This window comes from Corynebacterium sp. HMSC072A04, assembly GCF_001809235.1.
In the GTDB taxonomy this organism is placed as follows: Bacteria; Actinomycetota; Actinomycetes; order Mycobacteriales; family Mycobacteriaceae; genus Corynebacterium; species Corynebacterium hiratae.
This window is the reverse complement of the sequence record NZ_KV796783.1, coordinates 51,834-69,870: the sequence shown is the minus strand read 5'-3', so window position 1 is coordinate 69,870 and position 18,037 is coordinate 51,834. Positions and strand designations below refer to the sequence as shown.

The window sequence follows — 18,037 nt, the reverse complement described above, 5'->3', positions numbered from 1 at the left end:
TTCCTTATTGGCTGGTGACTGTAAAAAGTTAAATGTAGAACAGTAGAACAATGGTGATTTTAGTGGCAGAGCTTAGAGGGGACAAGGGGGGGCGTCGTCAGTTGCGTGGCCGCGCTGCGGAACGGAATTGCGGCCTAGCTGGGTCTAACTGGGGAGATGTCCGTGCGGTGACTACACTGTCTAACCATGACTAACCCGAGCGATAACACCACCCACCGCTACACGCCGGAGCTCGCCGCGCAGATTGAAAGTGCCTGGCAGCAGTACTGGAAGGATAACGGCACCTTTAATGCGCCGAACCCAGTTGGGCCGCTCGCGGAGGACGGTAAGGAACTTCCCGCGGAGAAGATGAACATCCAGGACATGTTCCCCTACCCGTCTGGCGCGGGTCTGCACGTAGGCCACCCGCTGGGTTATATCGCCACGGATACTTATGCCCGCTTTAACCGCATGCTGGGCAAGAACGTCCTGCACACGCTGGGCTATGACGCCTTTGGCCTGCCGGCTGAGCAGTACGCCATCCAGACTGGTACGCACCCGCGCACCACGACGGAGGCGAATATCAAGAATATGCGCCGCCAGCTGGGCCTTCTGGGCCTGGGCCATGATCCGCGCCGCTCGGTGGCCTCGACTGACCCGGAGTTTTATAAGTGGACGCAGTGGATCTTCCTGCAGATTTATAACTCCTGGTTCGATGAGGAGCAGCAGAAGGCGCGCCCGATTTCTGAGCTCATCAAGGAGCTCGAGGTGGGCAAGCGCACCACTAAGGACGGCCGCTACTACGCGGACCTGAGCAAGGAAGAACAGCGCAAAGCACTCGACGACTTCCGTCTGGTCTACCTGTCCAACTCCACCGTGAACTGGTGCCCGGGCCTGGGCACGGTGCTGGCCAACGAGGAGGTCACCGCGGAGGGCAAGTCCGAGCGCGGTAACTTCCCGGTCTTCCGCAAGAACCTGCGCCAGTGGATGATGCGCATTACCGCTTACTCGGACCGCCTGCTCGATGACCTGGAGCTTCTGGATTGGCCGGAGAAGGTCAAGTCCATGCAGCGCAACTGGATTGGCCGCTCCCGCGGCGCGGAGGTCACCTTCCACGCTGAGGGCTACAACATCGACGTCTTCACCACCCGCCCGGATACCCTCTTCGGCGCGGAGTACGTGGTGCTGGCCCCGGAGCACGAGCTTGTCGACGCCCTCCTCTCCCCCATCCCCTACGAGGATGATGTCGACGAGCGCTGGACCTTCGGCCACGATGATCCGAAGGAGGCCGTGGAGGCCTACCGTGCTTCCATCGCCGCGAAGTCCGATTTGGAGCGCCAGGAGAACAAGGAAAAGACCGGCGTCTTCCTGGGCACTTATGCCACCAACCCGGTCAACGGCAAGAAGGTCCCGATCTTCATCGCGGACTACGTCCTGACCGGCTACGGCACCGGCGCCATCATGGCGGTCCCGGCGCACGATACCCGTGACTACGAGTTCGCCACCGTCTTTGGCCTGCCCATTACGGAGGTCGTCGCTGGCGGCGACATCACCAAGGAGGCCTATACCGAGTCCGGCAAGGCCGTGAACTCCGCCAACGATTCCCTGGACATCAACGGCATGTCCAAGGACGAGGCCATCGCCGCCATCATCCCGTGGCTGGAGGAACAGGGCGTGGGCCGCGAGAAGATCCAGTACAAGCTGCGTGACTGGCTGTTTGCCCGCCAGCGCTACTGGGGCGAGCCCTTCCCCATCGTCTACGACGAGGCCGGCCAGGCCTACCCGCTGCCGGAGTCGATGCTGCCCATCGAGCTGCCAGAGGTAGAAGACTACAAGCCGGTGTCCTTCGACCCGGATGATGCCGATTCCTCCCCGCAGCCGCCGCTGGCCAAGGCCCGCGAGTGGGTTGAGGTGGAACTGGACCTGGGCCTGGGCGATGGCCCCAAGACCTACTACCGCGATACCAACGTCATGCCGCAGTGGGCAGGTTCTTCCTGGTACCAGCTGCGCTACATCGATCCGACGAATGACGAGATCTTCTGCAATATTGAGAACGAGCGCTACTGGACGGGCCCGCGCCCAGACGAGCACGGTGCCAACGACCCGGGTGGCGTTGACCTCTACGTCGGTGGCGTTGAGCACGCCGTGCTGCACCTGCTCTACTCGCGCTTCTGGCACAAGGTCCTCTTCGATCTGGGCTACGTGAGCTCCAAGGAGCCCTACCGCCGCCTCTACAACCAGGGCTACATCCAGGCCTACGCTTACACCGATTCCCGTGGCGTCTACGTCCCAGCCGCCGAGGTTGAGGAGAAGGATGGCAAGTTCTTCTACAACGGCGAAGAGGTTAACCAGGAGTACGGAAAGATGGGCAAGTCCCTGAAGAACGCCGTGGCCCCGGATGACATCTGCAACGAGTACGGTGCCGATACCCTGCGTGTTTACGAGATGTCGATGGGCCCGCTGGATACCTCCCGCCCGTGGGCAACAAAGGACGTCGTCGGTGCGCAGCGCTTCCTCCAGCGCCTGTGGCGCCTGGCTATCGATGAGAACTCCGGCGAGCTGTGCACGACGGACGCGGAGCTTTCCGACGATGACCTGAAGCACCTCAACCGCACCATCGCCGGCGTACGCGATGACTACGAGAACCTGCGCCTGAACACCGTGGTGGCCAAGCTCATCGAGTACGTGAACTACCTGACCAAGGCCTACCCGAAGGGCGCTCCGCGCGCCGCTGTGGAGCCCTTGGCCCAGCTGGTCTCCCCTGTTGCCCCGCACATCGCGGAGGAACTGTGGAAGCGCTTTGGTCACGATGAGACCGTGACCTACGAGGCCTTCCCGGAGTTCGACGAGAAGTACCTGGTTGATGATGAGATCGAGGTTCCGGTACAGATCAACGGCAAGGTCAAGGCCCGCGTCATGGTGCCTGCCGACGCCGACCAAGCCACCGTCGTGGGCGTGGCAAAGAGCGATGAGCGCATCGCCGAGCTGACCGCGGGTAAGAACGTGGTCAAGGAGATCTACGTCCCGGGCCGCATGGTCAACCTGGTGGTCAAATAAACCACCGCGGCTCCGTTAGATGGCGGCCGCAACTGCCCTAGTTGACGAAACCAGCGCCTTCCAGCGAATGATCGTGGGGAAAATCGTCAGTTAGGGCAGTTTTGCGCCTAGGCGTGTACCTTCGTCACTCCCCTCGCAGCGCGACGTCTGCGTGTTTCCATCGACATGCGGGAGGTAACTGACAAAAGGCATCTGTCATAAGGCGTTTTCGCGGCCAAAAACGCCATTTACTCAGTGCAGATGGCGTTTTTAGACCCAAAGATGCCTTTTGCCAGATGCCTTTTGCAGGACGCCTTCCTGTCCTAGGCGGATTTAGCGTGGAACAACCCCACCCCACCGCCGAAAACGACCAGGTAGCAGTGTTATGAGTGGTGTCTACATGGTCCCGGCTTGGAGCTAATCCAGCTCTTGGTTCAGCTCCTTGCGCACCTTGGTGATGATTTCGCCGAGGAAGCCCTCGCAGCCATCGGTGATGTCAGGGAACGTGGAGTCATCCTCGAGAATGCCCAGCGTGAATAACAAATCGCGGGTGATGGCGTGCGTGTAGTCGTATTCTGGGTTGAACTCCCACTCACCGCGGAATAAATGGACTAGTTCGAAGGAGAGTTGAGGAATGCCCTCCGGTTCGGCGTAGGCATAGGGGATGTTGTTCAGGACGACCTGCGTTGCCCAGAGCGGATCGCTCATGGCCTTGCGGCCATATTTGGTGAGCTTGATATCCGTCGTCGTGGTCTTGATCCAATCCAGGTCCGTCAAGAATCCCCGCAAGTTCAGCAGCGGCTGGTGGTAGTCCTCGCGCTTGACATCATCAAAATCATTGGGGCTGTTGAGGCCCTCCTTGAGGCGGGCGACGGCCGCCTGCTTCAGGTAGCCGGCCCCGGTGAGGCGCGGAAATTCTTCGATGACCTCGAGGTATTCGCGCACCCGCTGGCCCACGTGGGCGGCGATGGCGTCATCAAGCGCCGGCAGCTCGTAGTCGGGGCGCAGCTCCGGGTAGGCCTCGTGGATTTCCGCGCGCCATTCCTCCAGCATCTCCGAGGACGGCACCGGGATGTCTTCGAAAGGAGTGGAGCGGAAAGGATCAAGAGGGAGATCCCCAGGCAGCGCGGGCTTGGTGCCGCCTTCCAGATTGGCGGCCTCCGTGCCCATGGTGGCCAGGCGCTGCGCCACTGCTGGCGGGAAGAACGTGGTGAGGCGCTGATGGATTTGGTCCAGTGTGTAGTTGGGGAAGAGCGCGAAGATGCGCTCCATGCTCTCCGTGGGTACGGCCATGTAGGCCATGGTCGCCTGGACATCGAGGACCACCTTGAACATCGCCTCGGCACTGCCCAGCTCGCTCATCAAATCGGGGCCCTCACCGGCAATGAGGGCGGGAAGTCCCATGACAACGCGCGAGCTATCGGCCACGCTGATGCTGATATTCCATGCGCCGTCTGAGGGGTGGTAGTGCGCTACTTCCCGGAATGTTTCGAAAAAGTCCTGGTCGATGATGGTGAGGACGTCGATCGGTGTGCCTTCTTCACCCACGAGGATGCCCGGATGGGAGGGTTCGAGGCCGAGCGCGGCGTGGACGATGATCATCATTTCGCCCACGGTGAGTTCGGCGGGGGCAGCGACGAAGCGGGACGTGGTGAAGAAGGGATTCTCCACGTCGATGCGGACGTTCCTAGCGAGGTTCATAGTGCCCGACAGTATTAGAAAACCGTGCTATTCGCGCGCCAACGCTTCGCCCACGCGCTTGCCCGAGTGGATACAACCACCCAGGAAGGTGCCTTCCAGCGCATTCTTGCCGTGCATACCGCCGCCGCCAAAACCGGAGGCCTCGCCGCAGGCGTACAGCCCAGGAAGAACTGTTCCATCGGGGTTCAGGCACTGGCCATCCAGGTTGGTTTCCAGGCCGCCGAGTGTCTTGCGGGTGAGGAACTTCAGGCGCACCGCGATGAGTGGGCCCTTGGTTTCATCGAGGATGCGGTGTGGGGGAGCAACGCGGATGAGCTTGTCGCCGAGGAAGCCGCGGGCTACGCGAATGTAGTTGACTTGGGCGTCCTTGCTAAAGGGGTTATCCAGCTGCGAATCCCGATCCTCTAGGACTGTCCTAAGGTGGGCCACATCTATGGTGGGGGAACCCTCTGGTGCAATGCGGTTCATTCCGGCGACGAGATCCTCCAGGTTGTCTTCCACGACCCAGTCGATTCCGTTGTCCATGAATGCCTTGACGGCCACGTGGGTGCCGGGGCCTAGCTTGCCGGCGAGCTTCTTGAATTCCTTGTCCGTCAGGTCCGGGTTCTGCTCCGAGCCGGAGAAGATGAACTCCTTGTCCACGATGGCCTGGTTGAGCACGAACCAGGAGTAACCGTGGCCGGTCTGGCCAATGTGGGCGAGTGCGGCCAGATTATCGGTGCCGGGGAAGAGGTTGGTGGGCAGGCGGTTGCCTTCGGCGTCGATCCACAGCGTCGAGGGTCCAGGGATGATGCGGATGCCGTGGCCGGGCCAAATGGAGTTCCAGTTGGTCATGCCCTCGGTATAGGCCCACATGCGGTCGGTGTTGACCACGGAGGCGCCGGCCTTTTGGGCGATGTCGATGCCGCGGCCGTCGACATGCGCGGGAACACCCGTGACCAGTTCCTTCGGGCATTCGCCCCAGCGCTGCGTCGGCCACATGCGGCGGACTTTGTCCAGGTTGCCGCCGATGCCGCCGGTGGCGATGACGACAGCAGAGCCGCGCAGCTCGAAGTGCTTGAGCACATTCCTCGGGCTCGCCTCACCGCGTGGCTGGCTGGTGGGGGAGAGGACGCTGCCGCGCACACCGACGACGCGCGGGCTGCCAGCGTCGTCCTTGTCGACGACGAGCTCGTCCACGCGGTGGCGGAAATGGAATTCGACTTGGCCTTGTTCTTCGGCTTTAAGGAGTGGTTCGCGGAAGACGCGCACGACCTCCGGGCCCGTGCCCCAGGTGAGGTGGAAACGCGGGACGGAGTTGCCGTGGCCGGAGGCATCGCCCGAACCGCGCTCGGCCCAGCCGATGGTGGGCAGCACGTTGAGGCCCAAGGACTTGAGGTAGCCGCGCTTTTCATTAGCGGCGAAGCGTACGTATTCGCGGCCCCATTTTGCGCCCCAAAAATCGTGCCGGTCTTCCTCGGTCACCGGGTCATAGTCGGCGGAGTTGGCCCAGTCGCGCCAGGCCAATTCTTCGGAATCCTTGACACGCATCATCTTCTGCTCGGGGGAGTCGACATAAAACAGCCCGCCGAGGGACCAGAAGGCCTGGCCGCCGAGGTTGTTGCGGTTCTCCTGTTCCAGGAAGATGACGTGCTTGCCGCCCTTGAGGGCCTCATAGCCGGCGACCATGCCGGCGAGGCCGCTGCCGACGATGATGACGGAGCCAGTGGTTGAGGTAGTTTCTTTCATGACAGTAATGATAAAAGAAACCGGACTCGATTGTGTGACTTGGCTCGCACAGCATCATCTTTATGCCGAGGTTGTGGCCTAGGCGTAGGTCGTGTTGACCTTCTCCACGAGGGTGAGGACATCGTAGGTCGCCACGATCTCGTCCTCCTGGTTGTAGAGCACGGCATCCCAGCAGACCTCGCCGTAGTCATCGGTCACGCGCGGGGTGATGCGCTTGGCGGTGAGCTCCACGCGGATGGAATCGTCGTAGGTCACCGGCGTGATGAAGCGCAGGTTCTCCAGGCCGTAGTTGGCCAGAACCGGGCCCGGTGCGGGCTCCACGAAGAGGCCCGCAGCCCAGGAGACCAGCAGGTAGCCGTGTGCGACGCGGCGCGGGAAGAAGGGGTTAGCTGTTGCAGCCTCCTCGTCCGTGTGGGCGTAGAAGGTATCGCCGGTCTTCTCCGCGAACTCGAGGATTTCCTCGAGGGAGACGTGGCGCAGGTCGGAAGCGAATTGGTCACCAATCTGCAGCGTGGCCAGGTCCTTGCGGAAGGGGTGGGTACCCTGGCCGTTTTCCACGTCGGCGCGGGTCACGCGCTGCACGGCTGCGCCGCGGTGCCACTGGCCGGTAATGGCGGTGAGGTGGTCCGGGGTTCCCTGAACGGCGGTGCGCTGCATGTAGTGCAGGATGCCGCGCACACCACCCAGTTCTTCGCCGCCGCCGGCGCGACCCGGGCCACCGTGGACGAGGTGCGGGAGGGGAGAGCCGTGGCCGGTAGACGTCTTCGCATCATCGCGGTCGAGGAAGTGCAGGCGGCCGTGATGGGCGGCGATGCCGAGTGCATACTCGCGTGCCAGCTGCGGGTCATGCGTAATAACGGAGGCAACCAGCGAGCCAGAGCCCAAGGCGGCGAGCTCGATGGCCTCGGCGGGGGAGTCGTAACCCAGGAAGGAGACGACGGGGCCGAAGGCCTCGGTGTCGTGGACAGCTGGGGCGCGGTTATCGGCAAAGCGCAGGATAGTGGGGTTGAAGAACGCGCCCTTGGCCTCCTCGCCGCCGTAGACTACCTCGCCGCCGCCGGCCTTGAGCTTCTCGACGGCCTCCGCGACGTCTTGCTTCTGATCTGCGGAGACCAACGGACCCATGGTGGCGGAGGCATCGCGCGGATCGCCCACGACCACCTTGTCGCGCAGGCGTGCGCTGAGGGCTTCAATGGTGGCGTCGACAAGCGCATGCGGGACGATGGCGCGGCGGATGGCGGTACATTTCTGGCCCGCCTTTGAGGTCATTTCGCCGAAGACTGCCTTGACGAAGGCGTCGAACTCCGGGGAGTCCGCCGTGACATCGGTACCCAAGATGGCGGCGTTGAGGGAGTCAGCCTCCGCGCTGAACTGGATGCCGCCCTCGATGACGTTGCGGTGTGCGCGCAGGGTGTTCGCAGTATCAGCAGAGCCAGTAAAGGCCACGTGATCGCGATAGTCCAGGTGATCCAACAGGTCACGGGCGGAGCCGGAAATGAGTTGCAGGCTGCCCTCCGGCAGGATTCCGGAATCGATCATGAGGCGCACACACGCCGCGGTGATGTAGCCGGTCGGCGTGGCGGGCTTAACAATCGAGGGCACGCCTGCGATGAAGGCCGGGGCGAACTTCTCCAGCATGCCCCAGACGGGGAAGTTGAAGGCGTTGATCTGTACGGCTACGCCAGGGATGGAGGTGTAGATGTGGCGGCCAATGAAGGAGCCGTCCTTGGAGAAGACCTCCGCTTCGCCATCCGGCATGACGGTGGAGTTGGGCATCTCGCGGCGGCCCTTTGAGGAGAAGGTGAACATGGTGGAGATACCGCCGTCGATATCGACGAAATTATCGCGCTTATTAGCGCCGGCCTTGTTGGCCAGTTCGTAGAGCTCTTCGCGGTGGTCTTGGAGGTAGATCGCCAGCTCCTTGAGCTTGAGGGCGCGCTCGTGGAAGGTGAGCTTCTGCAGTCCTTCGCGCCCGGTATTGCGGGCGTAATCGATGGCGCCGGCGATGTCGAGGCCTTCGGCGCTAACCCTGGCGACAACGTCCCCGGTGGAGGCGTCGTGCACGTCCGCAACGCGCGAAGGGTTGTCCGGGGTGAGCCACTGGCCGGAGAGGTAGCTGGGGACGAGGGCTTCAGTCATAGCGAAAAGTTTGGCCTTTCCATTAGTTTCCGAACGGTTGGTCAGTAAATACAGGCTAGTATAGTCTGCGTCACATTTCTAGGATTAAGTAAGGAGTGCAGTATGGCCGCAGAGGTATGGAAGATTCAGTTGGGTGAGCTGGACAAGAAGATGGGCGTAGAAATCCTAGAAGAGTCGGCCCAGCGAGTGGTGGCCACCATGCCGGTTGAGGGCAACACCCAATCCTTCGGGCTGCTTCACGGCGGCGCGATGGCCTGTATCGCTGAGGCCGTCGGCAGCTGGGCGGCGGTGATTCACGCCTCGACGCTGGGCAAGGTCGCTGTCGGCGTGGACATCAACGCGACGCACCACGCCTCCGGGCGCTCGGGTCAGGTCACGGCGACAGCCACCGCCATCAAGCTGGGCAAGACGCTGTGCTCCCACGAGATCGTCATTACAGATGACGAGGGGAGGAGACTGTGCACGGCGCGTATCACGAATGCGTTGATTTCCCCTAAAGCGGAAGGGAAGTAAGGGAGTCCGTAAATAAAGCGTAAAAATCGGGGTCAAGGGGTGTAAAGATGCCGCAAATAACCCGTAGGTCTAGGGGGGAGCGGGCCTAACGTCAATGCTCGGCAGGTGCTCACCAGCACCGGCGCTCGATGCTCTGGGGCACCGGGCACACCTTGTATTGCTTTCACCCAAGGGGGTCTCTCCCACATGTTGGACATTCTGGTCATCGTGATCGTGGTCCTTACATTTAGCGCTCCCTCCGCCATCAACGAGTTTATGGACGGAGACGCGTAAATCATGAACACCATCACAGCGGTTATCGGGCTCATTATTGTTGTCGCGCTCGTGGCCTATCTCATCATTTCTCTTATTGACCCGGAGCGTTTCGCATGATCGCCAGCATTGTGGCGGTAGCACCGCAGTACCTCGCCCTCTTTGCCCTTCTAGCGGCGGCTTATGTGCCGCTTGGTAACTGGATGGCTCGTACCTATACCTCTGAAAAAGACTGGGCTGTCGAGCGCCTCATATACAGAATTTTGCGGGTTGACCCCAACCGGGGCCATAACGCCAAGAACTACACTCGTGCGCTGCTGGGCTTCAGCCTGGCCTCCGTCTTGGTTCTTTACGCAGTGCAGCGGCTCCAAGCAGTGCTGCCAAGCTTTGGCAACGCCCGCGAAGACGCAGTGGAGCCGTGGATGGCCTTCAACACTGCGGCCTCCTTTACTTCCAACACCAACTGGCAGTCCTATTCCGGCGAAGACACCCTGACCAATGCTTCGCAGATGCTGGGCCTGACCGTACAAAACTTTGCCTCGGCTGCTGTGGGCATGTGCGTGGCTGTTGCGTTGATCCGTGGCATCGGCCACCTGGGTTACCAGCGCGACGTGGCGGCAACGCAGGATGGCCAGAAGCTCATAGGTAACTTCTGGGTGGACCTCACCCGTGGTCTGGTTCGCATCCTGCTTCCCCTGTCACTCATTATCTCCACCGTGCTCATCCTTGGCGGAACCATGCAAACCTTTGGATCCAACCTGGTCACTGACTCTGGCGTGGATATCTCCCGTGCTCCTGTGGCCAGCCAAGAAGCTATTAAGCTGCTGGGCACCAACGGTGGTGGCATCTTCGGAGCTAACTCGGCGCACCCGTTTGAGAATCCAACGGGCTTTACCAACCTGGTGGAGATCTTCTCCCTGCTCGTCATCTCTTTCTGCATGATTCGCACGTACGGCGTGATGCTTAAATCGCAGAAGCACGCGTGGACGCTGCTCGGCGTTGCCGGTGGTCTGTGGACCGTGATGGTTGTCCTAGTGACCTGGGCACAGCACACCCTCGTCGGCGGTGCTTCCCAGTTGGCAGGCGCCAACATGGAAGGTATCGAACAGCGCCTTGGCATTGACGCTTCGGCATTGTTCGCCGTGTCCACCACGGGTACCTCGACGGGTGCGGTGGACTCCATGCACGATAGCTATTCCCCGCTGGGCGGCGGCTTGCTCATCCTCAACATGCTGCTGGGTGAGATCGCTCCAGGCGGTGTGGGCACTGGCCTCTATGGCCTCTTGATTGTGGCCATCCTAGCAGTGTTCATCGGCGGTCTCCTGGTCGGCCGCACACCGGAGTTTATGGGCAACAAGATTGGACGCAAGGAAATTTCGGCAGTCAGCCTCTACATCCTCACCATGCCGGTTCTAGTCCTCGTGGGCGTCGGAGCCTCCGTGGCGCAGCGCAAGCTGGTTGAGCTTTCTGCAACCAACTTCGGCGCGCCGGGCACAGCGGACAATGCGCACGGCCTCTCTGAGGTGCTTTACGCGTTTACCTCCGCGGCCAACAACAATGGCTCGGCTTTTGCAGGTCTCACGGTGACGGAGCCCTGGTGGCAGATCACGTTGGGCTTGGCCATGCTGTTGGGCCGCTTCTTGCCCATCGTCTTCGCCCTATACCTAGCCGGAAGCCTGGCAGGGCAGAAGCGCCAGGCCACCACTGCCGGCAGCTTGCCCACGTCCGGCATCACCTTCTCCCTGTTGACCATCGGCGTCATCCTGCTGGTCGCAGCACTCACCTTCTTCCCCGTCCTCACCCTGGGTCCCATTTCGGAGGCACTATCATGACAACCCCTACCATGACCGCTGAGCAGGTCAAGGCTCCTCGCACAAAGACTGCGGACAAAAACAGCGGTCTTGCCGCTGCGGCGCTGAAGGCGCTGCCGAGCAAAATGTCCCCGCTTGCCCAAGCACGCAACCCCGTGATGTTCGTCGTGTGGGTCGGCGCCGCACTGACTACGGTGTGGTCCATCATCAACCCCAGCTTCTATGGATGGGTCGTGACTATATGGCTGTGGTTCACTATCGCCTTCGCGGCCTTTGCGGAGGCTTATGCCGAAGGCCGCGGAAAGGCCCAGGCCGACAGCCTGCGCTCTGTGCGTGATGATGCCACTGCCAACCTCATAACGGACTCCGGCATTGAGGTGGTCCCTGCGTCTGAGCTCACGAGAGGCTCTATCGTGCGAGTGGAAGCCGGGGAGACCATCCCGGGTGACGGTGACGTCATCGAAGGCGCCGCTACCGTCGACGAGTCTGCTATCACGGGTGAATCGGCTCCCGTCGTCCGCGAGGCCGGCGGTGACCGCTGCGCCGTGACTGGCGGCACCGTGGTGCTCTCTGACTCCATCAAGGTCAAGATCACCTCTGAACCGGGTTCCACTTTTGTGGACACGATGATTGCTCTGGTGGAAGGAGCCGAGCGCCGCAAGACTCCGAATGAGATTGCGCTGAGCATCCTTCTTTCCACGCTGACTATCCTCTTCCTCATCGCCGTGACGGCTTTGGCTCCCATGGGTTTGTTCACCGGCGCTGAGTTGTCCCCGCTGTCCCTCGTCGCGCTGCTGGTATGCCTCATCCCGACGACCATCGCCGCACTGCTATCCGCCGTGGGTATCGCCGGCATGAACCGCCTCGTTCGCCACAACGTTTTGGCCACTTCCGGCCGTGCGGTGGAAGCAGCCGGTGACGTCGCCACGCTTCTTATGGATAAGACCGGCACCATCACGTACGGCAACCGCCAGGCCACGGGCCTGATCGTGGCTTCGGGTGTGAACGAGTGCGACGCTGCAGAGATTGCGCGCATTTCTTCTTTGGCGGATGAAACCCCGGAGGGCCGCTCCATCGTGGCTTGGCTGACTGAAAACTACTCTCTGTCTAGTGAGGGCGACGCGGAAGCTCGGAAGGCTGAAGTCATCCCGTTCAGCGCTTCTACCAGGATGTCTGGTCTCGACCTGGCTAACAGAAAGCTGCGCAAGGGCGCGGGCGACGCCGTGCGAAAGTGGGTAACTGAGGCAGGCGGCGCGTGGCCGCAAGAGATCGAGGATTCAGTAACCCAGATTGCGCAAGACGGCGGTACCCCGCTGCCAGTTGCCGTGGAAGAATCCGATGGCAGCCGCAAGGTGATCGCGGTGGTGCAGCTGAGTGACGTCGTCAAGCCCGGCATGGCCGAGCGTTTCGCCGAGCTGCGCCAGATGGGTATCAAAACCATCATGGTCACCGGCGACAACCCGCTGACCGCCGCGGCCATTGCTAAGGAAGCCGGTGTCGATGACTACATCGCCGAGGCCACCCCGGAAGATAAGCTCGCCCGCATCCGCGAAGAGCAGGCGCAAGGCCGCATGGTGGCCATGACCGGTGACGGCACCAACGACGCCCCGGCCCTGGCGCAGGCGGATGTGGGAGTAGCCATGAACACTGGTACCTCCGCGGCGAAGGAAGCCGCCAACATGGTGGACCTGGACTCTGATCCGACGAAGCTTATCGACGTCGTTCGCATTGGTAAGCAGCTGCTGATCACCCGTGGTGCGTTGACCACCTTCTCCTTGGCCAACGACTTGGCAAAGTACTTCGCCATCCTGCCGGCGCTCTTCTCCGCGCAGTTGCCGCACTTGGCACGCCTCAACATCATGCACCTGCATTCGCCTGAGTCCGCCATCGTGTCTGCGGTGATCTTTAACGCGCTCATCATCGTCGCGCTCATCCCCTTGGCGCTCAAGGGCGTGTCGTATAAGCCAGCCTCCGCGTCCTCCCTGTTGCGCCGCAACCTCGGTATTTGGGGACTAGGCGGCGTGATTACCCCGTTCATTGGCATCTGGCTCATTGACCAGGTCGTCTCCCTCCTCCCAGGCCTCTAAAGAGAACCTGCAAAGAAAAAGGAAGAACAATGCGTGTTTATCTGCGTAACCTCATTGCCGGTTTTGTCGCCGTGCTGCTCTGCGTCGTAGCACTCGGCATGGTCTATCCGGCGGCTGTGTGGGCCATTTCCCGCATCACACCGCAGTCCGCCGACGGCAATCTCATCTACCAAGGAGAGTGCCTCGTGGGCTCTACCCAAATCCAAGACGGGGTGAGCGAGGGCCCCTACTTCTTCCCTCGCGCCGAGGGAATGAGTAACTACGGTACGAGCAGCACGGAGCTGGAGAAGAACATCCAGGAACGCCGCGCCGCTATTGCCCAGCGGGAAGGCGTAAGCGAAGACCGTGTGCCTGCCGACGCCGTCACGGGCTCCGGTTCCGGAGTGGATTCCGGTATCAGCCCCGTGTACGCCGAGCTGCAAGCTCCGCGTGTGGCTCGGGAGCAGGGCATCAGCGTGGAAGAGATGGAAAAGCTCATCGCCGAGAACACGGAGCATGCCAGCCTCGGGTTTCTAGGCGAAGACACGGTCAATGTGACAACTCTCAATATGTCGTTGCCCACGCCTACTCCCTGTTCATAAAGATCAGCTCATAAGATGAAGCAATGTTGACCGAAGCAACTGCGCCGTCCTCGCGCACCAAACGCGGCACCTTGAAGATTTTGTTGGGCGCCGCTCCCGGCGCGGGCAAAACCTGCGCCATGCTTAGTGAGGCGCACACGCTGATTAACCAAGGCCGTGACGTTGTCGTCGGCATTGTGGAAGACCACGGTCGCGCATATACGAAAGCCTTGTGCGAGGGTTTGGAGATCATTCCGCGACGCACCGTTGACGGTCTGTCCGCCGGGGAGTTGGATACCTTTGCGGTCATCACGCGGAAACCTGACATTGTCCTTGTCGATGAGTTTGCCCACTCCAATCCTCGCGACGAAGAGCACGAGAAGCGCTGGGAAGACATCGAAGAGATTCTGGATGCCGGAATCGACGTTATCTCGACTCTCAATATCCAGCATCTGGAGAGCCTCAACGATGTTGTTAAGCAGATTACTGGCATCGCACCGCAGGAAACCGTGCCGGATGAGGTAGTGCGTGCTGCGAATGAAATCGAGTTGGTCGACGTCTCCCCGCAGCTTCTGCGCACCCGGCTTAGCGACGGACACGTGTACCGCGAAGCACGCATCGAACCTGCACTCAACAACTACTTCCGCGTGGGAAACCTCACCGCGTTGCGCGAGTTGGCACTGCTCTGGCTGGCAGATCAGGTTGATGAAGCACTCATTACGTATCGCTCGGATCAAAAAATCACCGATACGTGGGAAGCACGTGAGCGGGTAGTTGTGGCCATCCAAAACGTTGCCCATGCTGAGACCCTGATCCGGCGCGGGCGGCGCATCGCGACGAAATCTTCGGCGGAACTGCATGTGGTCCACGTCGTTTTTGGTGATTCCTTCACGTCGCGTTCCTCTTCGGTGGCGGGATCGGCGCAACAACTTGCCCGGCTGCAGACCCTGGCCCACGATGTGGGTGCGCGGCTGCACCAGGTTACTGGGGACTCCGTGCCGGAAGCTCTGCTCAACTTTGCGCGAAGCGTCAACGCTACCCAGCTTGTTGTTGGGGTGTCGCCGCGGCGGCGTTTCGGCGTGCACTGGCACAGCACGGTAGCAGAGACAGTACTGCGCGAATCCGGCTCGATTGACTGCCACCTTGTCAATCTTCCCCCGGAAAAGCCGCTTCCGCTCACACGTATGCTGCATCCTTTCCGGCCCTTCCCGCAGCGTGCAATCGCGTGGCTTAGTTCAGCGTTGGCCTTCGTCGGACTCACTGCGTTGTTAGTGCAGGCTGACGGCCAGGACTTGGGAACAGGTACCTGTTCTGCGTTCTACTTTGCACTCATTCTGCTTGTCAGTTTGGTGGGTGGCCTGTGGCCGGCCGTGGTGGTGGCGGTGGCTTCCGGTTTGGCGGTCAATTGGTTTTTCACCGAGCCAATCCATACCTTCGACATCGCCGATCCCGCTAACGCTGTCATCGCCGTGGTCATGGTGGCTATCGCTCTGGCAGTTGGCATTCTTGTGCGCCGCGCCAAGATTGAGCGGGCGAATGCAGCTGTGGCTGCGCGTGATGCTGAGCTGCTTACGGTGTTTTCCCGTGCCGCGTTGAATCGCCGTGCAGATTCTTCCCCGAAAGATGCCGTGATGCGCAAGGTGGGGGAGGCATTCAATTGTCGTCGAGCGGAGCTGTTGGATGACAACGGTGACGTCCTTGCCACCTGGCGCGCAGTTAGCCCCGAGCGCACTTCGAAGCACCTTCATATTCCCGAGAAAGTGCGCCATGAACAGACAGTGGACACCGTTGTGGCGAGCGAAGATGGGACGGTTCAGCTTCGTCTTGCGGGCCCGACTCTGTCTGCCCGGGATCGTGGCCTTGTCACCGTGGTCGCGGGCTACCTCGCGGGTATTGTTCGCCGCGAAAAGCTTTCTGCTGAGGCCGCGCGCGCTGATGCGATAGCCGCTGCAGACGAGCTGCGACGAGCACTGCTGTCGAGTGTGAGCCACGATTTGCGTACTCCGTTGGCAACGGCCAAGTTGGCGGTGTCGTCATTGCGTAATGCCGACATTGAATTCACTCCCGAGGACCAAGATATGCTTTTGGCAGAAACTGCGGCGAGCATCGAGGAACTCACCGGGTTGGTCACCAATTTGTTGGATTACTCCCGGCTTACCGCTGGAGCAATCACCGCTCGCCACGACGTCGTCGAGGTGGCAGAGGTGGCTCATCGTGCCATCGCTTCCTGCGCCTTTGGGCATTCCCCGGAGCAAATTGGGCGCATCCATCTGGACCCTAGTGTGCGTGGAGTTACGTGCTGCGCGGATGCAGCCCTCATGGAGCGTGTCTTGGCCAATCTCTTTGATAACGCCCTGCGTTATGCGCCGACTGGCCAGGTGACGATGAGTGCTCAGACTATCGCCGAACAGGTGGAACTGATTGTCGGCGATGAAGGACCGGGTATCCCGCCGGAGAAACAGAAGGAACTGTTCCAGGCGTTTCAGCGTTTGGGTGATACCAGCAACGACAACGGAGTGGGCCTTGGCCTTTCTGTTGTTCAAGGCTTTGTGGAGGCCATGGGCGGTAGCATCGAGGTAGCTGCCACCCCGGGCGCAACCTTTATTTTGCGGTTTCCCGTCGCGGGAGGAGAACAAAAATGACGACGAAGAAAACTAGCATCGCCATCGTGGACGATGACCCGCGTCTGCTCAACACACTGAGCATTAATTTCAAGGCTCGGGGCTACGAGGTTCACCCAGCACGTACAGGTGCTGAGGGACTGCAGGTGGTGTCACAGCAGCAGCCAGACGTAGTCATCTTGGACATGGGGTTACCGGATATGGACGGAACCGTCGTGTTGGAAGGAATCCGCGGATGGTCTGCAGTACCGGTGATCATCTTGACGGCACGCTCTGATCCGCTGTTCAGCGCTGCAGCTCTCGACCGCGGCGCGGACGACTACGTCACCAAGCCCTTCTCTATGGAGGAGCTTCTGGCCCGCGTGCGCGTGGCGCTAAGACATGGTAGCCCACAGAGTCCAGTGAGGCGCACTGAGACCGCTGTGGTACGCGCCGGGGACGTTCTGATCGACGTTCCGCGCCATTCCATCACTAAAGACGGTGAGCCGCTGCACCTGACCCCCACCGAGTGGGGCGTGCTCACCACGTTGCTTCGCGCCCACGGCGGCTTGGTACGCAAAGAGGATCTGCTTTCTGAAATCTGGGGTCCAGGCTTTGAGGGGCAGGGGCACTACCTGCGTATTTACACCTCCCAGTTGCGCCGCAAGCTAGAGGATGACCCAGCTAATCCCGCCTTCCTCCTCACGGAGCCCGGCTTGGGGTACCGCTTCGTGGTGCCAGAGCCGGGCGCGGGAGGGAGTGGCTACTCGGAGTAGTTGTAGAAGCCCTTGCCGGACTTGCGGCCCAGCTCGCCGCGCGCGACCATGTCGCGCATGAGCTGCGGCGGGCTAAAGCGCTCACCCAGCTGGGATTCAAGGTATTCGGCGATGCCGAGGCGCACATCCAGGCCTACGATATCGGTCAGCTCCAGCGGGCCGATGGGGAACTTGTAGCCCAGCACCATGGCGTTGTCGATATCGCGCGGTGAGGCCACGCCTTCCTCGACCATGCGGATAGCCTCAAGGGCGATGGCCACGCCCAAGCGGGAGGAGGCGAAGCCGGGGGCATCCTTGACCACCACCGCGGTCTTGCCTAGGCCCTCGACCCAGCCCTTGGCGGTGTCCACGAGTGAGTCCGGGGTGGATTCGGCGACTACAACCTCCACCAGTTTCGAGGCCGGGACCGGATTGAAGAAGTGCAGGCCGATGACGTCGTTGGGGATGCTCTCTGCCAGCTGCGATACCGACAGCGAGGAGGTATTGGTGGCGACGACGGCTTGCGGGGCTGCTTCGGCGATATCCTTAAAGGCGGTCACCTTGAGATCCATCGATTCCGGAACCGCCTCAACCACGAGGTCAAAACCTGCAAAGGCGGAGGCGGCGGTGGACAAGTTGAGACGCTCATCCCAGGATTCGAAGGTGCCTTCCGCGCCGCGGTCGAGGGAGCCGCGGATGGCCTTGTGCACGCGCTCGCGGGCGGCGGCCACGGCGTCATCGTTGATATCCACCACGGTCACGGACGCGCCGGCGGCCAGGAAGGCGTGAGCGATGCCTGCGCCCATACGGCCGCCGCCGAGCACGCCGACCTTGGCAGGAACCTGCAGTACTGAGGACATGAGTTGGATCTCCTTG

Annotated in this window: 12 protein-coding genes; 8 read left to right on the top strand and 4 right to left on the bottom strand. The window is 61.3% G+C overall.

Annotation, left to right across the window (positions count from 1 at the left end; translation table 11 throughout):
* The first annotated feature begins 186 nt into the window (after window positions 1-186).
* Window positions 187-3,036, top strand: a complete 2,850-nt coding sequence (leuS, locus tag HMPREF2565_RS06450; RefSeq protein ID WP_070821860.1) for a leucine--tRNA ligase — start codon at window positions 187-189, stop codon at window positions 3,034-3,036.
* A 396-nt stretch (window positions 3,037-3,432) separates the two neighbouring features.
* Here leuS and HMPREF2565_RS06445 read toward each other — a convergent pair whose 3' ends face one another.
* From HMPREF2565_RS06445 to paaZ, 3 genes are all read right to left on the bottom strand, one after another.
* On the bottom strand, window positions 3,433-4,716 hold the full coding sequence (locus HMPREF2565_RS06445; protein ID WP_071407044.1) for a hypothetical protein: 1,284 nt from the start codon (window positions 4,714-4,716) through the stop codon (window positions 3,433-3,435).
* A gap of 27 nt (window positions 4,717-4,743) precedes the next feature.
* Window positions 4,744-6,444: an FAD-binding dehydrogenase gene (locus HMPREF2565_RS06440; RefSeq protein WP_071407043.1), complete on the bottom strand. Its 1,701-nt coding sequence runs from the start codon at window positions 6,442-6,444 to the stop codon at window positions 4,744-4,746.
* 78 nt (window positions 6,445-6,522) lie between these two features.
* Complete coding sequence (gene paaZ, locus HMPREF2565_RS06435; RefSeq protein WP_070517314.1) at window positions 6,523-8,583, bottom strand: phenylacetic acid degradation bifunctional protein PaaZ; 2,061 nt, start codon at window positions 8,581-8,583, stop codon at window positions 6,523-6,525.
* Window positions 8,584-8,685: 102 nt separating this feature from the next.
* On the opposite strand from paaZ, the gene HMPREF2565_RS06430 reads away from it, so the two are divergent.
* The 7 genes from HMPREF2565_RS06430 (at window position 8,686) to HMPREF2565_RS06400 (ending at window position 17,182) form a co-directional block, all read left to right on the top strand.
* Window positions 8,686-9,096 (top strand): PaaI family thioesterase, encoded by a 411-nt coding sequence (locus HMPREF2565_RS06430; RefSeq protein ID WP_070821863.1) that lies wholly within the window; start codon window positions 8,686-8,688, stop codon window positions 9,094-9,096.
* Window positions 9,097-9,372: 276 nt separating this feature from the next.
* Window positions 9,373-9,468 carry a K(+)-transporting ATPase subunit F gene (kdpF, locus tag HMPREF2565_RS06425; protein ID WP_039672809.1) on the top strand — a complete coding sequence of 32 codons (96 nt, stop codon included), beginning with the start codon at window positions 9,373-9,375 and terminating at the stop codon, window positions 9,466-9,468.
* Window positions 9,468-11,180 carry a potassium-transporting ATPase subunit KdpA gene (gene kdpA, locus HMPREF2565_RS06420; RefSeq protein ID WP_371326328.1) on the top strand — a complete coding sequence of 571 codons (1,713 nt, stop codon included), beginning with the start codon at window positions 9,468-9,470 and terminating at the stop codon, window positions 11,178-11,180. Before kdpF ends, kdpA begins: the two co-directional genes overlap by 1 nt.
* Window positions 11,177-13,246, top strand: coding sequence for a potassium-transporting ATPase subunit KdpB (gene kdpB, locus HMPREF2565_RS06415; protein ID WP_071407042.1), 2,070 nt, complete (start codon window positions 11,177-11,179; stop codon window positions 13,244-13,246). The genes kdpA and kdpB overlap by 4 nt, the downstream gene beginning before the upstream one ends.
* 29 nt (window positions 13,247-13,275) lie before the next feature.
* On the top strand, window positions 13,276-13,827 hold the full coding sequence (locus HMPREF2565_RS06410) for a potassium-transporting ATPase subunit C (protein WP_070561857.1): 552 nt from the start codon (window positions 13,276-13,278) through the stop codon (window positions 13,825-13,827).
* Between the two features lie 23 nt (window positions 13,828-13,850).
* A complete protein-coding gene (locus HMPREF2565_RS06405; protein WP_071407041.1) occupies window positions 13,851-16,448 on the top strand; it encodes an ATP-binding protein in 2,598 nt (865 codons plus the stop codon).
* Entirely contained in the window at window positions 16,445-17,182 is a 738-nt protein-coding gene (locus HMPREF2565_RS06400) for a response regulator (protein ID WP_070561854.1), read from the top strand. Before HMPREF2565_RS06405 ends, HMPREF2565_RS06400 begins: the two co-directional genes overlap by 4 nt.
* On the opposite strand, the gene HMPREF2565_RS06395 is transcribed toward HMPREF2565_RS06400, so the two are convergent.
* The gene (locus tag HMPREF2565_RS06395) at window positions 17,170-18,021 is read right to left on the bottom strand and encodes a 3-hydroxyacyl-CoA dehydrogenase family protein (protein ID WP_071407040.1); all 852 of its coding nucleotides are present in this window, start codon (window positions 18,019-18,021) and stop codon (window positions 17,170-17,172) included. The genes HMPREF2565_RS06400 and HMPREF2565_RS06395 overlap by 13 nt on opposite strands.
* Window positions 18,022-18,037 lie beyond the last annotated feature (16 nt).